At 60.1% G+C, this 19,150-nt stretch carries 14 protein-coding genes; 12 read left to right on the forward strand and 2 right to left on the reverse strand.

Going from position 1 to position 19,150, the window contains the following annotated elements; genetic code table 11:
• Positions 1–176: 176 nt before the first annotated feature.
• From pdxR to F7R06_RS07025, 5 genes are all read left to right on the forward strand, one after another.
• Complete coding sequence (pdxR, locus tag F7R06_RS07005; protein ID WP_090320962.1) at positions 177–1,610, forward strand: MocR-like pyridoxine biosynthesis transcription factor PdxR; 1,434 nt, start codon at positions 177–179, stop codon at positions 1,608–1,610.
• A 123-nt stretch (positions 1,611–1,733) separates the two neighbouring features.
• A complete protein-coding gene (locus tag F7R06_RS07010; RefSeq protein ID WP_090320959.1) occupies positions 1,734–2,027 on the forward strand; it encodes a putative quinol monooxygenase in 294 nt (97 codons plus the stop codon).
• Between the two features lie 199 nt (positions 2,028–2,226).
• The gene (locus F7R06_RS07015) at positions 2,227–2,646 is read left to right on the forward strand and encodes a cupin domain-containing protein (RefSeq protein ID WP_090320956.1); all 420 of its coding nucleotides are present in this window, start codon (positions 2,227–2,229) and stop codon (positions 2,644–2,646) included.
• 227 nt (positions 2,647–2,873) lie between these two features.
• Positions 2,874–3,584, forward strand: a complete 711-nt coding sequence (locus F7R06_RS07020; RefSeq protein WP_090320953.1) for an ATPase — start codon at positions 2,874–2,876, stop codon at positions 3,582–3,584.
• Positions 3,585–3,730: 146 nt separating this feature from the next.
• Positions 3,731–4,306 (forward strand): hypothetical protein, encoded by a 576-nt coding sequence (locus F7R06_RS07025; protein WP_090320950.1) that lies wholly within the window; start codon positions 3,731–3,733, stop codon positions 4,304–4,306.
• A gap of 88 nt (positions 4,307–4,394) precedes the next feature.
• Here F7R06_RS07025 and F7R06_RS07030 read toward each other — a convergent pair whose 3' ends face one another.
• Both F7R06_RS07030 and F7R06_RS07035 read right to left on the reverse strand, forming a co-directional pair.
• The gene (locus F7R06_RS07030; protein ID WP_090320947.1) at positions 4,395–9,290 is read right to left on the reverse strand and encodes an NAD-glutamate dehydrogenase; all 4,896 of its coding nucleotides are present in this window, start codon (positions 9,288–9,290) and stop codon (positions 4,395–4,397) included.
• 489 nt (positions 9,291–9,779) lie between these two features.
• The gene (locus tag F7R06_RS07035) at positions 9,780–11,174 is read right to left on the reverse strand and encodes a hypothetical protein (RefSeq protein WP_090320943.1); all 1,395 of its coding nucleotides are present in this window, start codon (positions 11,172–11,174) and stop codon (positions 9,780–9,782) included.
• Positions 11,175–11,530: 356 nt separating this feature from the next.
• Here F7R06_RS07035 and F7R06_RS07040 point away from each other — a divergent pair, with 356 nt between their 5' ends.
• The 7 genes from F7R06_RS07040 (at position 11,531) to F7R06_RS07070 (ending at position 19,035) form a co-directional block, all read left to right on the forward strand.
• Complete coding sequence (locus tag F7R06_RS07040; RefSeq protein ID WP_090320939.1) at positions 11,531–11,884, forward strand: hypothetical protein; 354 nt, start codon at positions 11,531–11,533, stop codon at positions 11,882–11,884.
• Between the two features lie 290 nt (positions 11,885–12,174).
• A complete protein-coding gene (locus F7R06_RS07045) occupies positions 12,175–13,134 on the forward strand; it encodes an AAA family ATPase (protein WP_020800601.1) in 960 nt (319 codons plus the stop codon).
• A gap of 5 nt (positions 13,135–13,139) precedes the next feature.
• Entirely contained in the window at positions 13,140–14,084 is a 945-nt protein-coding gene (locus tag F7R06_RS07050) for a DUF58 domain-containing protein (protein WP_090320935.1), read from the forward strand.
• Entirely contained in the window at positions 14,081–14,575 is a 495-nt protein-coding gene (locus F7R06_RS07055) for a DUF4381 domain-containing protein (protein WP_090320932.1), read from the forward strand. Before F7R06_RS07050 ends, F7R06_RS07055 begins: the two co-directional genes overlap by 4 nt.
• Complete coding sequence (locus F7R06_RS07060; protein ID WP_090320929.1) at positions 14,568–15,647, forward strand: vWA domain-containing protein; 1,080 nt, start codon at positions 14,568–14,570, stop codon at positions 15,645–15,647. Before F7R06_RS07055 ends, F7R06_RS07060 begins: the two co-directional genes overlap by 8 nt.
• On the forward strand, positions 15,644–17,386 hold the full coding sequence (locus tag F7R06_RS07065) for a tetratricopeptide repeat protein (RefSeq protein WP_090320926.1): 1,743 nt from the start codon (positions 15,644–15,646) through the stop codon (positions 17,384–17,386). Before F7R06_RS07060 ends, F7R06_RS07065 begins: the two co-directional genes overlap by 4 nt.
• Positions 17,383–19,035, forward strand: coding sequence for a BatD family protein (locus F7R06_RS07070; RefSeq protein WP_090320923.1), 1,653 nt, complete (start codon positions 17,383–17,385; stop codon positions 19,033–19,035). The genes F7R06_RS07065 and F7R06_RS07070 overlap by 4 nt, the downstream gene beginning before the upstream one ends.
• Positions 19,036–19,150: the final 115 nt, after the last annotated feature.

Below are 19,150 nucleotides of genomic sequence, written 5' to 3' on the forward strand. Positions count from 1 at the left end.
TTGACGTTATCCGTTGTTGCCTGTGCGTTACAGGTCCAATTCGACGGAAAAACCGTGGACCACCCGTCTCCAGACCAATTGACGGTTTTTCCGCCACGCAACTTCTGCACAAGCGCAGGATGAGGGTAATCTTGCGCGACGCACACGCGCCCCAATTGCCCCGGAGTTTGGCCGGTATGGAACTACATGTTGTCATCAATGGCCGCAAGGACCTGGCCGGTCAGCTGTACAACCAACTGCGCAGCGCGATTGAGTCCGGACGACTGGCAGCCGGGACGCAACTGCCGCCCAGTCGCCTGCTGGCCGAGCAACTGGGCATTTCGCGCAAGACCATTTCCGACACCTATGCTCAACTGACCTACGAAAATTTCCTGACCGGGGTGATCGGCAAAGGCACCTATGTCAACGCCCGGGCTTCGAAAGTCGAGCGTAAACAGAGCCATTCGGAACTGGCCGGTTTCGAGGTCATTGAATCCTGGCGCAACCTGCCAGTATTTCTGCGCCACCCGACACTGGAAGGCTCGCTGCGCTACGACTTCATTGGTGGCGCCACCAGCAAGGGCCAGTTTCCCCAGGACGACTGGCGGCGCTGCACCTCCCACGCCTTGCGGCAGATCTCCGCCTCCAAAGGCTTCTACAGCCTGCCGGAAGGCCTGCCGGCGCTGCGCAATGCCATCGCCCGGCACATCGCATTTTCTCGCGGGGTCAATTGCCAGGATGAAGACGTGGTGGTGTGCAACGGCGCCCAGCAGGCCCTGGACCTGATTGCCCGGGTACTGACCCGGCCGGGCAGCGTTGTCGCCATGGAAGACCCCGGTTACCCGCCAGCACGCCTGTTGTTCGGCACCCACGGCGCCACGGTGATCGGCGTACCAGTGGATGGCGAAGGCATTCAGGTGGACAAGATTCCCCTTGGCACGCGGCTGATTTATGTGACCCCGTCGCACCAGTTCCCGCTGGGCATGCCCATGAGCCAGGAACGGCGCGTGGCGTTGCTGGCCAAGGCCCATGAGCTGGGGGCAATCATCATCGAAGACGACTACGACAGCGAATTCCGCTATGAGGGCCGGCCCACAGATTCGCTGCAAAGCATGGATGAACGCGGGATCGTCGCCTACGTCGGGACCTTCTCGAAAACCCTGTTGCCGGAGTTGCGGCTAGGTTATGCGATTCTGCCGCCGGCGATTCTCGATGCGGTGGTGCGTGCCAAGCAGCTCACCGACCTTCACACCTCGACCCTGCCGCAATGGGCGCTGGCCAAGTTCATCGCCGAAGGCTGCCTGCTCAAGCACATTCGCCGTTGTCACACGATCTACGCCGGTCGACGGGACCGGATACTGGCGCGCATCGCCACCGACCTCTCGCCATGGCTTGAAGCGGTGCCGACCACGGCCGGTTTCCACATGGTGGTGCTATGCAAAGTGCCGATCGATGTCCCGTTGGTGATCGAACTGGCGAAAAAAGTCGAAGTCGGGCTCTACCCCATCGACAGCTTTTTCTACCAGCAGGTGCCGCTGGCCGGGCTTTTCCTCGGTTTTGGCGCCATTGAAACCCTGGACATCGACATCGCCCTGGATCGCCTGCGGGACATCTTGCAGCAAGTCGCCTGACGGATTGGTCTGCGACTTTATCCGGCGATTGGCTATTGGTGGTCCCGGGGTGCAGGCCTATCCTGCATAGGCGTTATCTCTCAATGAGCAGGATTCGTCCGGCCTGATTCAGGAGTGTGAGCAATGCCCAACCAAATGATCAATACCGTCAAGGTAAAAGCCGTCGCTGGTCGCTCGGACGAACTGGGTAAGCAACTGCAAAAGATTGTCGAAACCCTGCGCGAACTTCCGGGTTGCGAGTCCTATATGGTCGACCGTTGCCCCGACGACAGTAATCGCTGGACCGTGAGTGCCCATTGGCAATCGGAAGCGGCCATGCAATCGCATTTCAACAGCCCTCAAGTGCAGGGATTCATCGACCTGATCGATTGCCAGCTGGCCAACGCTGTCGACTTCAACAGTTTTCCGATTCGTTAAGAATGCGATTAAAGATCGCAGCTTTCGGCACTTTCTTCAGGGCATGGGTACCTCTGTAGAAGGTGCCGGGGGCTGCGATCTTTTTTTGTCTGAAGACCTGACATTGGTCCCCTGGACTTCCCGAATATTGGCTGTTTTTTTGTGGTGGGTGCCGCACTAGATTGGTTCCGGACAACTCATCCATTGCAGGTAATGAACCATGAACGTTTTGCGCCTATGTACTGCCCCTTTTGTTGCCTTGGCCCTGACCGTTTCCGCCTCGGCATTCGCCCATGAAGCCAGTGATCATTCAGAAAAGGTCACGGTGCTGCAAGATCAAATGCTGCAAAACGCACCTGGCAAGAAAGCCCTGATGATCGAAGTCGACTACCAGCCGGGGCAATCCTCCATTGCGCACAAGCATGAAGGCACTGCCATGGCCTATGTGTTATCGGGGGCCATCACTTCCCAAGTGAAGGGCGAAAAAGAACGGACCTACAAGGCCGGTGAGTATTGGTACGAACCGGCCGGTTCCGAGCACCTGGTTTCGAAAAACGCCAGCAAAACCAAGCCTGCAAAACTATTGGTGTTCATGGTGCTGTCGCCAGAAGAGAAAGTACTGATCCCATTGGAAAACTGATAGCTGTACGTTCAGCCATAAACAAAAAGGCCCGAATCATTGATTTGGGCCTTTTTATATCCGTCGGCAATTAACCCGAACGCTTTAAACCAAACAAAACTATTGGGCGCCTGATAACTACGGATATTGACTATTTCATCGTCAATTCGCGGTTTAGTCTGGAATGACTGCCGAGTAAAACCGGCAATTTAACTTTCCGACTGATGTTGTTTCACCGGAGAAACACCATGAAACTTGCGCTTGTCAGTACCCTGACAGTCACCGTGCTAATAGCCGGCTGTTCAATACCCACCGCTCCTTCGGCGGTATCTTCAGTGGATGGCATTTTCACGCAACCCGTTGGGCGCAGTAATGCCCGGAGCATACCCAACGGCCACAATGTTTCGCTGGGCATCGTCTACAGCCGCAATACTCTAACCAACCGCGCCTACTTACAGAATTACCAGGCCAACGCCGGCACCGGTTTCGGCCAGAGCCTGCTGGTGCAACCGATTCACGATGCCTACGTAGCCACCTCCCAGCCCGATCTGGCGGTGGATTGGGTCAAGGCCTCGCTGCAGCGCCAGTTCGGCTCGGTCACGGTGTACCCGGACATGCGGAGCCTGATGGCGGCCAAGCCGGAGGTGGTCGGCATCGTCGACAGCCGCAGCCAGCTGATGACATCGCGCAGCTCCGACATCGAAGCGAAGGTCAGCGTGGACTTTTACGACAACAACCTGGCTTACATCGGCACTGCACAAGGGCATGACGCCAAGGCATTGAGCCCGGTATGGGCGGATTACAAGCGCAGCGAAGACATCGTCGCGGATATTAACGAACAGCAGAATGTGCAAGTAAGAGCGCTGCAGAAGTTTGACCAGTCGCTCAGTAATTTATTGACCAACCCGACAAGTAACGTCTCGATGCTCGACAACAAGACAGAGCGAAAATCGTATTGAAACTGCGAAAATTAATGTGAGCAAACTCCAACCTGGACAGGAAGGGTTTGCTCACAATTAATCAACGTCATGAATTTTAAACAGCGGTATCTTCAGCTCCGCGCGACGGCGCCAACAATTATCCCCTATAGACAAGGAACGTCTTCATGACTAAAGACCAGGAAAGATCCTTCATCGCCCGCATCACTTGCGATGAAATCAACATGACATTTTTTGACCAGGTATTGAGTGCGAGTCATTTCGAACCGGGTGGAAGCAGATCTCCCATACCTCCAAATGTAGTGACGACCTTTGAAGCCTATGATCCTGTCACCCAAACCATGCTCCGTACAGGCGGCAGAAAATCCACGGCCATGGTCGTCCACTTCAAGTGTTATAACGACTACTACAACCTGCAGATTCTGAGCGAAGCCTACTACCAAAAATACTTCAGCAAGGGCGGAAAAGGCGTGCTGGGCGCCTATCCGGCCTCCGGCGGTAATACCACCTCCTTCCATTTACTGAACGGCTTTCATCAAATCATCACTCTGGATGATTTGAGCAGCTCCCAAGCGACCCTTTACTTGAAAGCACGCAACGCCGGAATCATCAAAAAAGCAATCTGGCGCGACCCGGCATACAGCACCTGTTTCACCGATGAGTCCGGCGATGTCGTCACGTTCAATCTGCAAATTCTGGAAAGGCACGTCTCGACACCCGCACGCTCCACGCCCTACACCTGAGTGATCGATCCATGGGCCGACACGTTTCCACCCTTGAATAAAAAAGCCCCGCATCTCTCGATGCGGGGCTTTTTCATTCAACGCCTGATCAGGCCGCCGGTTCCAGCTCGGCGACCGCTGCGGCAGATACCACCGCTTGACCGCTCAATGCCAGATCCAGCAATTCGCGGTTGGCCACCGCGTACATGGCGTAATCAGTGCCGCTGGCGGCACGGATTTCCACCAGCATGGCGCGCCAGCGTTCGATCATGCTTTCGTTCTGCTGCATCCACAGTTCCAGGCGTGTTTCCACGTCCTGGGTACCGTCGCCCTGCTGCAGGACCGAGATGGTGATCGCACGTTGCTGCCAGTCGACGTCATCGCGGAACGCTTCACGGGCCAGGGCCTGCCAGTTGTTTTCAACCGGCAGAGCGCTGATCTGTTGCAGGTACCAGGTGATGTCCAGCGCGCTGCCCACGGCGAAGTAGGCCTTGGCCACGTCCGCTGCGTTCTGGCCGGTCACGTCGGAGGCCTCGATGATCGGCAGCAAGGTGTACAGGTGAGTAGTGCCTGCAACCATGCGCGCCAGCAACTCAGGAACGCCAGCAGCGACGTAGGCCTGGTAGCGGGACTGCCAGCCTTCGCGGGTCGGGCCTTCCAGCAGTTCGTCGAGCTTGAGGCCCAGCGCTGCCAGATGCGGACCGAAGTGCGCGACGTCACGGGCAGCGTTCTGCTCGTTGCGACGGGTGCGCAGGAACCAGCGCGTGGCGCGACGGCCCAGACGCATCAGCTCATCCATCAGCTCCAGTTGCACATCGGCGGAGACCTGGTAGTCCAGGGCTTCGATCTGACGGAACCAGTGCGGGAGGTGGAAAATGTCGCGCACGATCACGTAAGCACCGGCCACGTTCGCCGGGCTCATGCCGGTCGACTCTTTGAGTCGTTGAACGAAGGTGATGCCCATGTGGTTGACCAGATCGTTGGCGATCTGGGTGCTGACGATTTCGCGCTTCAGACGATGACGGCGCATGGCTTGGGAGAACTTGCTCACCAGAGTCGGCGGGAAAGCGGTTTCCATGTCGCGGGTCAGGTAATCGTCGTCCGGCACCAGGGAGTTCAGCAACTGCTCCTTGAGATCGATCTTGCTGTAGGAGATCAATACCGACAGCTCGGCGCGGGTCAGGCCATGGCCTGCGGCAACGCGCTCGTTGATCTGCTCTTCGTTCGGCAGGAACTCGATGGCGCGATCCAGCTTGCCGCGACCTTCCAGATCGTTCATCAGACGCTTGTACTCGGCAATGCGCGGCAAGGCGCGACGGGCCGCCAGGGACAAGGCCTGAGTCTGCTTGTAGTTGTTGCCCAGTACCAGGTTGCCGACTTCGTCGGTCATGCTCGCCAGCAACTGGTTGCGTTGCTTGTCGGTCATGTCACCGGCCTGAACCACTTCGTTCAGCAGGATCTTGATGTTGACTTCGTGGTCGGAGCAGTCCACGCCACCGGCGTTGTCGATGAAGTCGGTGTTGGAGCCGCCGCCATTGAGGCCGAACTCCACACGACCCAGCTGGGTCATGCCGAGGTTACCGCCCTCGCCCACCACTTTGCAGCGCAGTTCGTTGCCGTTCACGCGCAGTGCATCGTTGGCCTTGTCGCCGACATCGGCGTGGGTTTCGCTGCTGGCTTTGACGTAGGTACCGATACCGCCGTTCCACAACAGATCCACCGGCGCCTTGAGCAAGGCGTTGAGCAGTTCGGTCGGGGTCAGCTTGTCAGCCTGGATGTCGAAGCGTTCCTGCATCTGCGGGGAAATCGCGATGCTTTTCGCGCTGCGCGAGAAGATCCCGCCGCCTTCGGACATGATGCTGGTGTCGTAATCCGACCAGGCCGAACGCGGCAGATCGAACAGACGCTGACGCTCGGCGAAGCTGGTGGCCGGATTCGGGTTCGGATCAATGAAGATGTGCAGGTGGTTGAACGCTGCGACCAGTTGCAGCTTGTCGGACATCAACAAGCCGTTACCGAACACGTCACCGGCCATGTCGCCGACACCGACCACGGTGATGCTGTCTTTCTGGACGTTGATGCCGCGCTCGCGGAAGTGGCGTTGTACGCCGACCCACGCGCCCTTGGCGGTGATGCCCATTTTCTTGTGGTCGTAACCGGCCGAACCACCGGACGCAAACGCGTCACCCAGCCAGAAGCCGTAGTCGATGGCGATACCGTTGGCGATGTCGGAGAAGGTTGCAGTGCCCTTGTCCGCCGCCACGACCAGGTACGGGTCATCGTCGTCATGACGCACGACATTGGCCGGCGGTACCAGGGCGCCGTCTTTCAGGTTGTCGGTGATGTCCAGCAGGCCCGAAATGAAGATGCGGTAGCAGGCAATGCCTTCGGCCGCGATCTCGTCACGGCTGCCGCCCAGTGGCAGGCGACGTGGCAGGAAGCCACCCTTCGCACCCACCGGCACGATGACCGAGTTCTTCACTTGCTGGGCTTTTACCAGGCCCAGGACTTCGGTACGGAAGTCTTCTTCACGGTCGGACCAGCGCAGGCCACCACGCGCCACGTTGCCGAAGCGCAGGTGCACACCTTCGACTCGCGGCGAGTAAACGAAGATTTCGAACTTCGGTACCGGCTTTGGCAGCTCTGGAATCAGGTGCGGGTTGAACTTGAAGCTGAAGTAGGACTTGTTATGCCCGTTCGCATCAGTCTGGTAGAAGTTGGTACGCAGGGTTGCCTTGATCAGGTCCAGGTAGCGACGCAGGATACGGTCTTCGTTCAACACCTGGACGTCGTCCAGGGCGCTCAGGATCGCTTGTTCCAGACGTTGCTGCTTGTCTTCCAGATCGTCGCTGGTGAGTTTGCGCGCCAGGTAGAAACGGGTCTTGAACAACCGGGTCAACTCGCGAGCGATGTCGGTGTGGTTGTTCAGGGTGCTGGCGATGTAGCCCAGGTCGAAGCCCAGACGGATCTGCTTCATGTAGCGGGCGTAAGCACGCAGCAGCGCCACATCACGCCATGGCAGGCCGGCGGTCAGCACCAGACGGTTGAACGCATCGTTTTCGGCATCGCCGCGCACGATGTGGACGAACGCGTCCTGCAGGGTGTCGTTGAGTTGCTGGATGTCCAGTTCCAGGCCTTCGGCGGCGGTAAACGCGAAGTCGTGAATCCAGAACTCGCGGCCATTGGTGTGACGCAGGCGATACGGGAACTCACCCAGCACGCGCAAGCCGAGGTTTTCCAGGATCGGCAACACGTCGGACAGTGCCAGCGGGGTATCGGCGTGGTACAGCTTGCAATGCAGCTCACGCTGGCCGGAGACCTGACCCAGCGGCTGATAGAAGCTCATCACCAGCGGATTTTTTTCGCTCAGGCTCAGCAGATGCTGCATGTCGACCACAGCCGAATGGGCGGCGAAACGCTCGCGGTAACCGGCCGGGAAACCTTTCGGGAAGTCGGCCAGCACGTTGGTGCCGTGGGCTTCGCCGAAGCTTTCGACCACCAGACTGGCGTAGTCGTCCTGCCAGCTGCGGCAGGCCTGCACCACTTCTTTTTCCAGCAGCAGCGGGTCGATGTCGATGCGGTTTTTCGGGTCGACGCGCAGGATCAGCTGCACGCGAGCCAGCACGGACTCGGAGAAGAAGGTCCAGAACTCGCAATCGGAGGCTTTCAGGCGATCCATCAGCACTTGCTGGATCTTCTGGCGCACTTCGGTGGAGTAGATGTCACGCGGCACGTAGGCCAGGCAGTAGCAGAAACGGCCGTACGGGTCTTTGCGCAGGAACACGCGAATCTTGTTGCGTTCCTGGATCTGCACGATCGACATCACGGTGCTGAACAGCTCGTCCACCGGGGTCTGGAACAGATCGTCGCGCGGCAGCACTTCGAGCACCTGTGCCAGTTCCTTGCCCAGGTGTGCCTTGGCCTGGAAGCCGGAACGGCGTTCGATTTCCTCGACCTTGCGGCGAATGTACGGAATGGCACGCACGCTTTCGCCGTACACCGAGGAGGTGTACAGGCCCATGAAACGGCATTCCTTGATGATCTTGCCGTCGGCATCGATTTCACGGATCGATACGTAGTCCGGGTAAGCCGGACGGTGCACGCGGCTTGGGTGCGCGGCCTTGGCGAACGTCAGCAGTTTCGGCTCGCGCAGGTAGTTCACGGCGTAGTCTTCGATACGCAGTTCATCGTAGGTCATGCCGGTACGCAGCAGTTTGGTCAGGCCCAGGAAGGAGTCCTGGTCGTAGACGATGTGACCGCCGTCGGCTTCATCACGCACCACGAACTCTTCGTAGCCGAGGAAGGTGAAGTGGTTGCCCACCAACCATTCCAGGAAGCTCTTGATTTCGCTCTTCTCGTCGGCATCGACGGCGAACTGGCTGTTGTCCAGGCTGGAAAGGATTTCCTGGACCTTGGCTTTCATCGGCTCGAAATCGCCCACCGCAACGCGCACTTCGCCGAGCACTTGCTCCAGCTCTTTGGTCAGCACGTTCAGTTCGGCGGTGTTGGCGCAACGGTCGATTTCCAGGTACATCAACGACTCTTGCAGAATGTCGTCGCCCTGGGTGCCTTTCGGCAGGATTTCCAGCAACTCGCCCTTGCTGCCGCGACGCACGCTCAGCACGGTGGTTTGCAGGGTGTGAATGCTGTAACCGCGACGGTTCAGCTCGGTACGCACCGAGTCGACCAGGAACGGCAGGTCATGGTGCAGCACTTCGACCGCGGTGTGGGTCGACTGCCAGCCATGACGCTCGTAATCGGGGTTGTAGACGCGCACTTGCGGATGCGCGTGATCGAAGCGCTCAAGCAGGCGCCACGCAGAAAGGGTACAGCCAGCGAGGTCGGACAACCGACGCTGGGTCAGTTCATCCAGGGAAATGATGCCGAAGAATTGTTCAGCGAACAGCGCCACTTGTGGCAGTGCCTGTTCACTGATGTGCTGCGCCAGTGCCGCTTGCAGTTGGTGCTGGAAGTCGGCTTTGCTGGCTGCGGTGAAGAACGCCATCTGTGGTACTCCGCTTGGGCTTGTTATTGATGGAAGCGTCGCGTGCAAAACCCCTGTTCGGGGCAACCCGTCACCCTGTTCCTGATTCTCGGGCAGAGGAAACAGGACGACAGGTGGGTGAAGCTGGACGAGACACTCAGGTCACATTCACCTTCCATGAATGGGCATCTGCAAAAACGACTGGGCTGCATGCAGCACAATGCCTTTACAGGTGCTCATCCGTTGCGCAGCTTAACGAGTGCGGCAAGGCCCGTGCTTGCGGTGCTGCGACATATTCGGTCAACGGTACGCTGCTTGCGCCATGCGCAACGATCAACACTAGCAGCCGAGCGGGAAATCGGGGAAATTCCTGCCGGATCGGCCGGCCATTCACCCGAAAACACGTGCAGGAGACCGTTGCGTTTTCAAGCGGATCAGAAAAAGACGACACCCATGATTGCGGGGCAAATCATGGACGCCGACGGGATCGCCGTAGTAACTACGACCAAATCAGTCAATCAAGTCTTCAATGGCTCGGAATTTACTCACGGTGGCGCAGTCGTAACACATCATTTGCAGCGTCATCTTGTCCATGCTGGCGTCGATATTGGCCGAGTCGCACTCACGACAAAACAGCTGCAGATGCCCTGCCAGATCACTGCCGAAGAGGGCCCCGGAAAAAAACTGCGGCACCAATTCATCGCGCCAATAGATTCCGGGTGACTTCGAAAAGCCAGCACCGCTGTCCTTGAGTACCACGTCATATAGCAAGCGATGCAAGGCCGACTGCGGCACCCGCGAATCGCGATAGGCTGTCTTGCGCCAATTCCTCGCCAGCGCATCCTGCGCCGTACCCAGCATGTTGCCCGGAATGGTGTTTGCTGCATGGTTTCTGCCCTTGGAGTTGCCGGTCGCATAAAAATGCGCGGCATTTTTCACGGCCAGGCGCGCAAAGTAGTAGAGATGACTTACCGAGAAGTCCTGCAAAAGCTGGCCAACGACGGTTTCGGCACGCCCTTGGGCACTGAACACAAAATTCACCTCATTGGTCAGCACCTGGATGTACTGGATCGACTCATCCCGCGCCAGACTGAACATCAACGCATAAAGCTCGCTTTTCCAGGCGGGCTGCACGGCCCCGGACAGCTCCTGATAAAGCGCCAGGTACAGCGCGTCGCGAGTGCACTGTACGCTGGGCTCCAGGGCAACGTTTGGCAGCCAGCGTACTGCGGAAAAATCGTTGATCAGGCATCCGGATGCCCGGTCGAACGCCTTAATATCCGAACCCAGATCGACCAATAATGCGCCGCATTCGTAGAGCTTTTTCACCCACTCTTCGCTGGATTCTTCGCTGGGCGCCAAATATTCGCTTCTTGTACTGGCATCGAGCGGGGCGATGCGTTCCGCACCGGCGGCGCCGCCATCGTCCAGCAAGGCAAGCAGGACCAGTTTCTGAACGAAGCTCAGCGACGCATACGGCACTGGCGGACTCGTTACTCCATAACGCTTCTCCAGCTCACTCCGGTCGCGCAACGCTTGGGCCGCGACTTCCTGCTGGCGCACTTTGTAACACTCGATGCAATTACAGAGCCTATGCCGACCATAGTTGCCCGGCGCGAAGTGATAGTGCTCGCAACGCACGCATTTGAAGGGCTTACGGATTGAGACAGGAGTACCCCTGGCATGCCGACGCACCCACATGGGAAGGTCGCAGTAAGGGCATGCCAGGTCCTTGCTGATGATGGGTGGCAATACCTTCAACAGACTGCGGACATTCGCCGAAATGTTGTATTCGACTGCCAGTTCCGCAGTTTTTTCGCCGTTCAGATAACGCTGATAGAGCTCCTCGACCTGCTCTTCGGACAAATGTTTGATCTCATCTGCCCACTCAAAATAACGACGCATTCAAAGGTCCTTTTTTTCATAGCTGACTACGCAATCCAACGCGTTCGAGCTGCAAAAACTAAGGCAAATAAATCGGACAAAACAAGCAAAAACGCCGTGGATACGGGTTATTTTTCCCTTGTATAAATACCCTACAGCCCCATCGGATTTTTCATGTTGCCGGATGAGACACATCCGAAAGACAGGTCTTTCATCATTCATAGACCAAACCATGAAGCCAGGCTGAAATTCATCCGACCAATAATATAAAACGCACTATTTTGCGACTCAGGCCACTCGGGGGCAGCACAAAGACTCGACGGCTGGCAGAATTGGCTTTTGTAGCCCTCAAACGCTCGCCGAGCCAGGAACTCCCCATGCAAATGACCACCCCCCTCTTGATCGTCAACCCTTGCGATGAAGAAGAAGACAACATGGCCATGCTCTGCTGCCACAGCAACAAGGGCGAAATGTTCCTGATGACCCGCTACCCGGACGAGGACGAGCTGGAAATCACCCTCGATGACGAACCATCGTCCCTGGACGGTGTGAAAGTCACCCTGAGCCCTACCCTGCTGAAGATCGAAATCGCGGCGGCCGATGCTGATGCGCTCAATGGCGATGATGTGCTGGAGATCACTCACAGCACCGATGCGAGCGAGCTGGCGGAAGTTGAGGAAACCTTGCAGAACATTCTCAAGGGGACCGGGACTTACATCAGCAACATTTAACGGTGCCTGAGCAGGCCTCATCGCGGGCAAGCCCGCTCCCACAGGGTCTGGATGTGCAGCACAGATAGTGAACACTCCGCAGATAACTGTGGGAGCGTGCTTGCCCGCGATGGCGTCCTGAAGCCCCAACCTGCCTTTCTGCCTGTCAAGGTTGCGGCGTCTCTCCAATCATTTCCCCCACTTTACGCAAAATGCCGTTAGTCGCCGCCCCCCGCGATGGATTAAAGTAACGCCCCCAGCCCTGGCGTTATTCGAACGTCGTCGGTCACCCTTTCCAGGAACAGTCATCGATGGAACATCGTGAAGCGCTGCTTGCGCTGCGAACCTTTCTTTCAACGCAGATTCTCGGCCAGGAAAAACTCATCGAGCGCTTGCTCATCGCCCTGCTTGCCGACGGCCACATGCTGGTCGAGGGCGCCCCTGGCCTGGCCAAGACCAAGGCCATCAAAGAACTGGCCGAGGGCATCGAAGCCCAGTTCCATCGCATTCAGTTCACCCCCGACCTGTTGCCGGCCGACATTACCGGCACGGAGATCTATCGCCCGGAAACCGGCAGCTTCGTGTTCCAGCAAGGCCCGATCTTCCACAACCTGGTGCTGGCGGACGAAATCAACCGGGCGCCGGCCAAGGTCCAGTCGGCCTTGCTCGAAGCCATGGCCGAGCGCCAGGTCAGTGTCGGGCGCAGCACGTATGAGCTGTCACCGCTGTTTCTGGTGATGGCCACGCAAAACCCCATCGAGCAGGAAGGGACCTACCCGCTGCCCGAAGCCCAGCTCGACCGTTTCCTGATGCACGTGAAAATCGGCTTTCCCGATGCCGCCGTCGAACGGCGGATCCTGCAACAGGCTCGCGGCGAAGCGCTGAACGGTGAGACCAAGCCCGAACGCCGGGTCAGTCAGCAGGCCATCTTTGCCGCGCGCAAGGAAATCCTCGGCTTGTACATGGCCGACGCCGTGGAGGAATACCTGGTGCAATTGGTCATGGCCACGCGGACACCGGGCAAATTCGACCCGGAAATGGCCGAATGGATTGCCTACGGCGCCAGTCCTCGCGGTTCGATTGCCCTCGACCGTTGCGCCCGCGCCCACGCCTGGCTGGCCGGTCGCGACTTCGTCAGCCCGGAAGACATCCAGGCCGTGCTGTTCGATGTGCTGCGCCATCGCATCATTCTCTCCTTTGAAGCCGAAGCCGCGGGGATCGACCAGGATCGGGTGGTCCAGCGGATTCTCGACGTCGTAGCCGTCGCTTGACCCCGATGAACGCCCCCCTGCCGTCCCAACCGGGTATCCGCATCACGCTCGCCGAGCTGATCGAGATGCGCCATCGCTTACGTGAAGTGCAATTGTTCTCCACGCCGAGCCAGCGCAGCCCGCTGATCGGCCTGCACCACTCCAAGCTGCGCGGACGTGGCGTGGACTTCGATCAGGTGCGGGTCTACCAGGCCGGTGACGACGTGCGCACCATCGACTGGCGCGTCACGGCGCGAACGCAAGAGCCGCACACCAAACTGTTCCACGAAGAACGCGAGCGGCCGATCTTCATCATGGTCGAGCAAAGCCGCCGGCTGTTTTTCGGCTCCGGGCTGATGTTCAAGTCGGTGCTCGCCGCCCAGGCCGCGAGCCTGATCGGCTGGGCCGCGCTGGGTCATAACGATCGGGTCGGCGGACTGGTGTTCGGCGACAACGAGCATTACGAAATCAAACCCCGGCGCAGCAAGCAGAGCCTGCTGCAATTGCTCAACCGACTGGTGCGCGTCAACCAGTCCCTGAACACCGAAAGCGAGCCGGCCCGCGATGCCTTCGGCATTGCCTTGCGTCGTGCCCGGGAAGTGTTGCGCCCGGGCAGCCTGGCGATCGTGATCTGCGACGAACGGGCCCTGTCCGAGAGCGCCGAACAGCAGTTGAGTTTGTTGTCGCGCCATTGCGATCTGTTGCTGCTGCCACTGTCCGACCCGTTGGATCACGCCCTGCCCGCCGCCGGGCTGTTGCGCTTTGCCGAACGTGGCGCTCAGCTGGAACTCGACACGCTGAATTTCGACCTGCGCCAGACCTACCGCGCCCAGGCCGAAGCGCGCATTGCCCGTTGGGAATTGCTCGCACAAAAACTGCGCGTGTTGTTGATGCCCCTGAGCACCCAAAGCGAGATGGTCGAACAATTGCGCGAATACCTGAACCCGCAGAAACCGGGGAAAGGCCGATGAACAGTCTCGATCAGCTGCAACCGCTGATTACCCCACCCGCCATCGGGTTCTGGCCACCGGCGCCGGGCTGGTGGTTGTTGCTGTTGTTGCTGCCTTTGATCGGTTTCGGCCTGTGGAAGCTGCGACGCTTCCTGCCGGGCAAACGCCCGGTCGTGCGCGCCGAGCAACCACTGGACCCGGTGCGCCTTGCCGCGCTGGCGGAACTGGCGTTGATGCCCAAGCCCTACGACGGCGCGCCCGCAGGCGCCTGGCTGCAACAGCTCAACGGCCTGCTCAAGCGCCTGTGCCGAAACCACTATCCCTACAGCCAGAGCCACACCCTCAACGGACGCAAATGGCTGGCCTTTCTGGACAACCGCTGCCCGGCAGCCGGCCTGACCCGCTGGATGGTGCTGGTCGAAGGCGCCTACAAGCCCGAATGCAAACTCGACGACAAGGCCATTGCCGGCCTGACCCAAGCCGTCGAAATCTGGATTCGCAAACATGTTTGAGTTCGCCTGGCCGTGGATCTTCGTCCTGCTGCCCCTGCCGTGGCTGATGCGCATACTGTTGCCGGTGGCCGACAGCGGCGAGCCGGCGCTCAAGGTCAGTTTCCTCAATGACCTCGAAGGCCTGGCCCGGCGCCGCGCTCGCGCCAACCTGCCGGCCTGGCGCCAACAGGCACCGTTCATGCTGCTGTGGCTGATGTTGCTGACCGCCGCCGCGCGTCCGCAATGGCTGGGCGAACCGTTGCCGATTGCTGCCAGCGGCCGCGATCTGCTGGTGGCGGTGGATGTGTCCGGTTCCATGGACTTCCCCGACATGCAATGGCAGGACGACGATGTCAGCCGCCTTGCGCTGGTCCAGCATTTGCTCGGTGATTTCCTGGAAAGCCGCGAAGGTGATCGGGTCGGCCTGATCCTGTTCGGCAGCCAGGCGTACCTGCAAGCGCCCCTGACGTTCGACCGCCACACGGTGCGTGTCTGGCTCGACGAAGCGCGTATCGGCATCGCCGGCAAGAACACCGCCATCGGCGACGCCATTGGCTTGGCCATCAAGCGCTTGCGCCAGCGTCCGGCACAAAGCCGCGTATTGATTCTGGTGACGGACGGCGCCAACAACGCCGGCCAGATCGACCCGCTCACCGCAGCGCGCCTGGCGGCCAAGGAAGGGGTGAAAATCTACCCGATCGGCATCGGCGCCGACCCGGAGCAAAGTGGCACCCCGGGGTTCCTCGGGATCAACCCGAGCCTGGATCTGGACGAACCGTCCCTCAGAGCCATCGCCGAAACCACGGGCGGCCAATACTTCCGGGCCCGTGACGGCAAGGAGCTGCAAGCGATCAAGGAGACTCTCGACCGACTGGAGCCCGTGGCCCAGCAACCGACCCAGGCCCGCCCGGCTCAGACGTTGTATCAGTGGCCTTTGGCGCTGGCACTGTTATTGAGCATGCTGTTGGTGGCCCGCGAACTCTGGCCGGATACCCCCTTGCACCGCCTGTTTACCAAGGATCTGTTTTTGCAAACGCAACTGCCTGACTGGCGCGAGCGGCTCAAGCGCCTGCGTCTGCGGAGGCGTCGATGAGCGCACTCTGGCCCTACTGGTTCCGCCCCTGGTGGCTGCTGTTGCTGCCATTGCTTGGCTGGTTGCTCTGGCAACTCTGGCATCGGCAGAAACGTGCCGGGCGCTGGCAGATGATTCTGCCGCCCGCCTTCCACTCGGCATTGCTCAGTGGTGGCAACGGACGCGACAGCAAACTGCCGTGGATCGCCCTTGGCGTGGCCTGGCTGCTGACCGTGTTCGCACTGTTGGGCCCGAGCTGGGAACGTGTCGAGCAACTGAGCCAGAAACCCGCCGACCCATTGGTGGTGCTGCTGGAGTTGACCCCGGAGATGCTCGCCGCCGACGTTCAGCCCAACCGCCTGGAGCAGGCCCGGCGCAAGCTGTTCGACCTGCTGCAAAATCGCAGTGATGCGCAGACGGCCATCGTCGTATACGCCGGCAGTGCGCACGCCCTCGTCCCCCTGTCGGATGATTTGGCCACCAGCCACAATCTGCTCGATGCCCTCAAGCCGTCGCTGATGCCCGAAGCCGGCCATCGCGCCGACCTCGCGGTGGCCAAGGCCCTGACCTTGCTGCAACAGGCCGCCCTCGGCGATGGCCGGATCCTGTTGATTGGTTCATCTCTCACGGAGCAGGAACGCTTGGGGATTCGCCGCGCGCTGAGCGGCAAATCAACGCAGTTTCTGATGCTCGGCATCGGCACCGCCGAAGGTGCGCCGATCACTCAGGAAGATGGCAGTTTCCTCAAAGATGAACAGGGCGCGATTCTGGTGCCTCGTCTGGACGACGCTGGCCTCAAAGCCTTCGCCAGTGACCTGGATGGACATTATCGCCAGGCGCGCCTGGACGATACCGACCTGCGCGCCCTCGGCCTGCTCGACGGCCCGCGCAACCTGCGCAACGACGGTCAGACCCTGCGCCTGGACACCTGGGCCGATCAGGGTTACTGGCTGCTGCTGCCCTTGTTGTTGCTGGCGGCCTGCGCCGGCCGTCGCGGCTGGCTGTTCTGCCTGCCGCTGTTGCTGGCATTGCCACAGTCGAGCTATGCCTTCGACTTTCAGGACCTGTGGCTGCGCCCCGACCAACAGGGTCAACACCTGCTCAAGCAGAAACGCCCGGCAGAAGCGGCACAACATTTCGAAGATCGCCAATGGCAAGGTGTGGCCCTTTACGAGGCCGGTGATTACACCGGCGCCGCCCAGCGGTTCGCCGAAGGCAATGACGCCCACGCCCACTACAATCGTGGCAATGCCCTGGCCAAAAATGGCGAACTGGAAGCCGCGCTGGACGCCTACGATCAGGCGCTGGAGCGCCAGCCGGACTTGCGCCCGGCCCTGACCAACAAGGCACTGGTGGAAGCCCTGATCAAGCAGCAACAGACCCCGCCTGCCGCCGAGCCGGACAAGGCCTCCACTGAAGAGCCGCAGACGCCGCCCCAGGAATCACCGTCCGGCGCCACCTCGACGCAACCGTCGGGCACGGGCGAACCGAAGGCCGAAAGCGAGGACGCCCAATCCGCCACCGAACAACCACCAGCCCGCCCGACCCGCCCCGGCAGCAATGAAGTACCGGGCAGCGAACTGGGGGATGAACAGCACACCACACCGCCCATGCGCCCGGCCAACGACAGCATCGAAGGCGAACAACAGCAGGCGCTGGAGCAGTGGCTGAGGCAGATCCCGGATGACCCCGGCGAATTGCTCAGACGCAAATTCTGGTACGAACAGCAACAACATCAGGATCAGGGAAAAACTCGATGACCCGCTTCACCGCCTACATGCTCGCCTCGATGCCGGCCTTGCTGATCTGCACCGCTCAGGCCCAGGCAGCCGAGCTGGTCGCCAGCGTCGATCGCACCCGCCTGAGCTCCGGAGAGACAATCGAACTGACCCTGGAGTCCTCCGACGTCACGCAGTTCGGCAAGCCGGACCTGACGCCGCTGGAACCACTTTTCGAGGTGCGTGGCACACGTCAGGTCAACCAGTTGAACACCCTCAGCGGCGACAACCGCGCCACCACACGCTGGATCGTCACCCTGCTGCCCAAAGAAAATGGCAGCGTAGTGATTCCGCCGTTGAAGCTGGGTGACGTCGAGAGCCAGCCGATCACCGTGCAAGTGGTGGAAAGCCAAACCCAGGACAACCCGAACAAACAGGCCCCGGTCTTCATCGACGCCAGCCTCGACCAGAACAGCGTGTACGTGCAGGCTCAGGCAGTCCTGACCTTGCGCATCTACCATTCGGTGTCGCTGTACGACGACAGCAGCCTGCCGCCACTGCAGATTCCGGATGCACGCATCGAGCAGCTCGGCGAATCGCGCACCTACGAGAAAGACATCAACGGCGTGCGCCATGGCGTGATCGAAATGCGCTATGCGATCTATCCGCAGCACAGTGGCGAACTGATCATCCCGGCGCAAACCTTCAATGCCGCCCTGGTGGATGCACAGCCCGCCCCGGACGCCACACCGCAATCGCCGAAATCCGGCAAGCTGATGCGCGTCAGCTCCAGCGAACTGCTGCTGACGGTCAAGGCCAAGCCCATCACCTACCCCGCCGACCTGCCATGGCTGCCGGCACGCAGCCTGACCCTGAGCGAGCACTGGAACCCGGAACCGGAGCATGTCCAGGTCGGTGACTCGCTGACCCGCAGCCTGATCGTCAAGGCCGAAGGCCTGGGCAGTTCGCAACTTCCGCCATTGCCAGGTACGGAGGCCAGTGGTCTGCGTCGTTATCCGGACCAACCGGTGCTGGGCAACCAGAACAACGACCGCGGCCTGGTCGGCAGTCGTGAAGACCGTGAGGCGCTGGTACCGGTCCGTAGCGGACCGATCGAGCTGCCGTCGGTCGAAGTGGTCTGGTGGAACACCTTTGAAGACCATCTGGAACACACCAGCCTGCCGGCCCGAACCCTGCAGGTCGCGGCCAATCCGAGCCTAGTGGTCGACACGCCGGCCGGCAACTCACCGGCCAACGCCACTGTCGACAACGAAACCCTGCGGCGCTGGAAACTCAGCACCCTGATCCTCGCTTGCACGACGCTGCTGGGCTTTGGCCTGTGGTGGCGCGCGCGCTGGCAACCGGCAATCGCGCGAGCCGCACAGACCGGCCCGAGCCCGCGCACCGTACTCGACGACCTCAAGCGTGCCTGCCAGGCCAACGATCCCCACGCCACGCGCCAGGCCCTCGACGCCTGGGCCCGACAGCAACCGGAAACCCTGGCCGACATGGCCGCCCGCTTCGTGCCACTGTCCGACGCCCTCGACGGCTTGAACGGCGCGCTCTACAGCGAAACCGGCCAACACTGGCAAGGCGAAGAGCTGTGGCGGGCGATCCGCACCATCCCGATTGCCGAGCGGGTCCAGGACCCGGTGGGTGACAGTGGTTTGCCGCCGCTTTATCCCAAATAAACACCCGTCTTTATGGCAGGAAGCTTTTGTGGCGAGGGCGCTCGCTCCCGCTCCGTTGCGAAGCAACCGCAAAGCCTTGACCCGTTATCATTGGGTATTCGAATGTGGGGCCGCT

This window comes from Pseudomonas moorei (assembly GCF_008801475.1).
Taxonomy (GTDB): Bacteria; Pseudomonadota; Gammaproteobacteria; order Pseudomonadales; family Pseudomonadaceae; genus Aquipseudomonas; species Aquipseudomonas moorei.

Bases quoted from the DNA above. Each gene is read 5' to 3' on its own strand.
- F7R06_RS07045 (WP_020800601.1), top strand. From the start codon at position 12,175: ATGGAACATCGTGAAGCGCTGCTTGCGCTGCGAACCTTTCTTTCAACG.
- F7R06_RS07065 (WP_090320926.1), top strand. From the start codon at position 15,644: ATGAGCGCACTCTGGCCCTACTGGTTCCGCCCCTGGTGGCTGCTGTTG.
- F7R06_RS07040 (WP_090320939.1), top strand. From the start codon at position 11,531: ATGCAAATGACCACCCCCCTCTTGATCGTCAACCCTTGCGATGAAGAA.
- F7R06_RS07020 (WP_090320953.1), top strand. From the start codon at position 2,874: ATGAAACTTGCGCTTGTCAGTACCCTGACAGTCACCGTGCTAATAGCC.
- pdxR (WP_090320962.1), top strand. From the start codon at position 177: ATGGAACTACATGTTGTCATCAATGGCCGCAAGGACCTGGCCGGTCAG.
- F7R06_RS07060 (WP_090320929.1), top strand. From the start codon at position 14,568: ATGTTTGAGTTCGCCTGGCCGTGGATCTTCGTCCTGCTGCCCCTGCCG.
- F7R06_RS07070 (WP_090320923.1), top strand. From the start codon at position 17,383: ATGACCCGCTTCACCGCCTACATGCTCGCCTCGATGCCGGCCTTGCTG.
- F7R06_RS07055 (WP_090320932.1), top strand. From the start codon at position 14,081: ATGAACAGTCTCGATCAGCTGCAACCGCTGATTACCCCACCCGCCATC.
- F7R06_RS07010 (WP_090320959.1), top strand. From the start codon at position 1,734: ATGCCCAACCAAATGATCAATACCGTCAAGGTAAAAGCCGTCGCTGGT.
- F7R06_RS07050 (WP_090320935.1), top strand. From the start codon at position 13,140: ATGAACGCCCCCCTGCCGTCCCAACCGGGTATCCGCATCACGCTCGCC.
- F7R06_RS07030 (WP_090320947.1), bottom strand. From the start codon at position 9,290: ATGGCGTTCTTCACCGCAGCCAGCAAAGCCGACTTCCAGCACCAACTG.
- F7R06_RS07025 (WP_090320950.1), top strand. From the start codon at position 3,731: ATGACTAAAGACCAGGAAAGATCCTTCATCGCCCGCATCACTTGCGAT.
- F7R06_RS07015 (WP_090320956.1), top strand. From the start codon at position 2,227: ATGAACGTTTTGCGCCTATGTACTGCCCCTTTTGTTGCCTTGGCCCTG.
- F7R06_RS07035 (WP_090320943.1), bottom strand. From the start codon at position 11,174: ATGCGTCGTTATTTTGAGTGGGCAGATGAGATCAAACATTTGTCCGAA.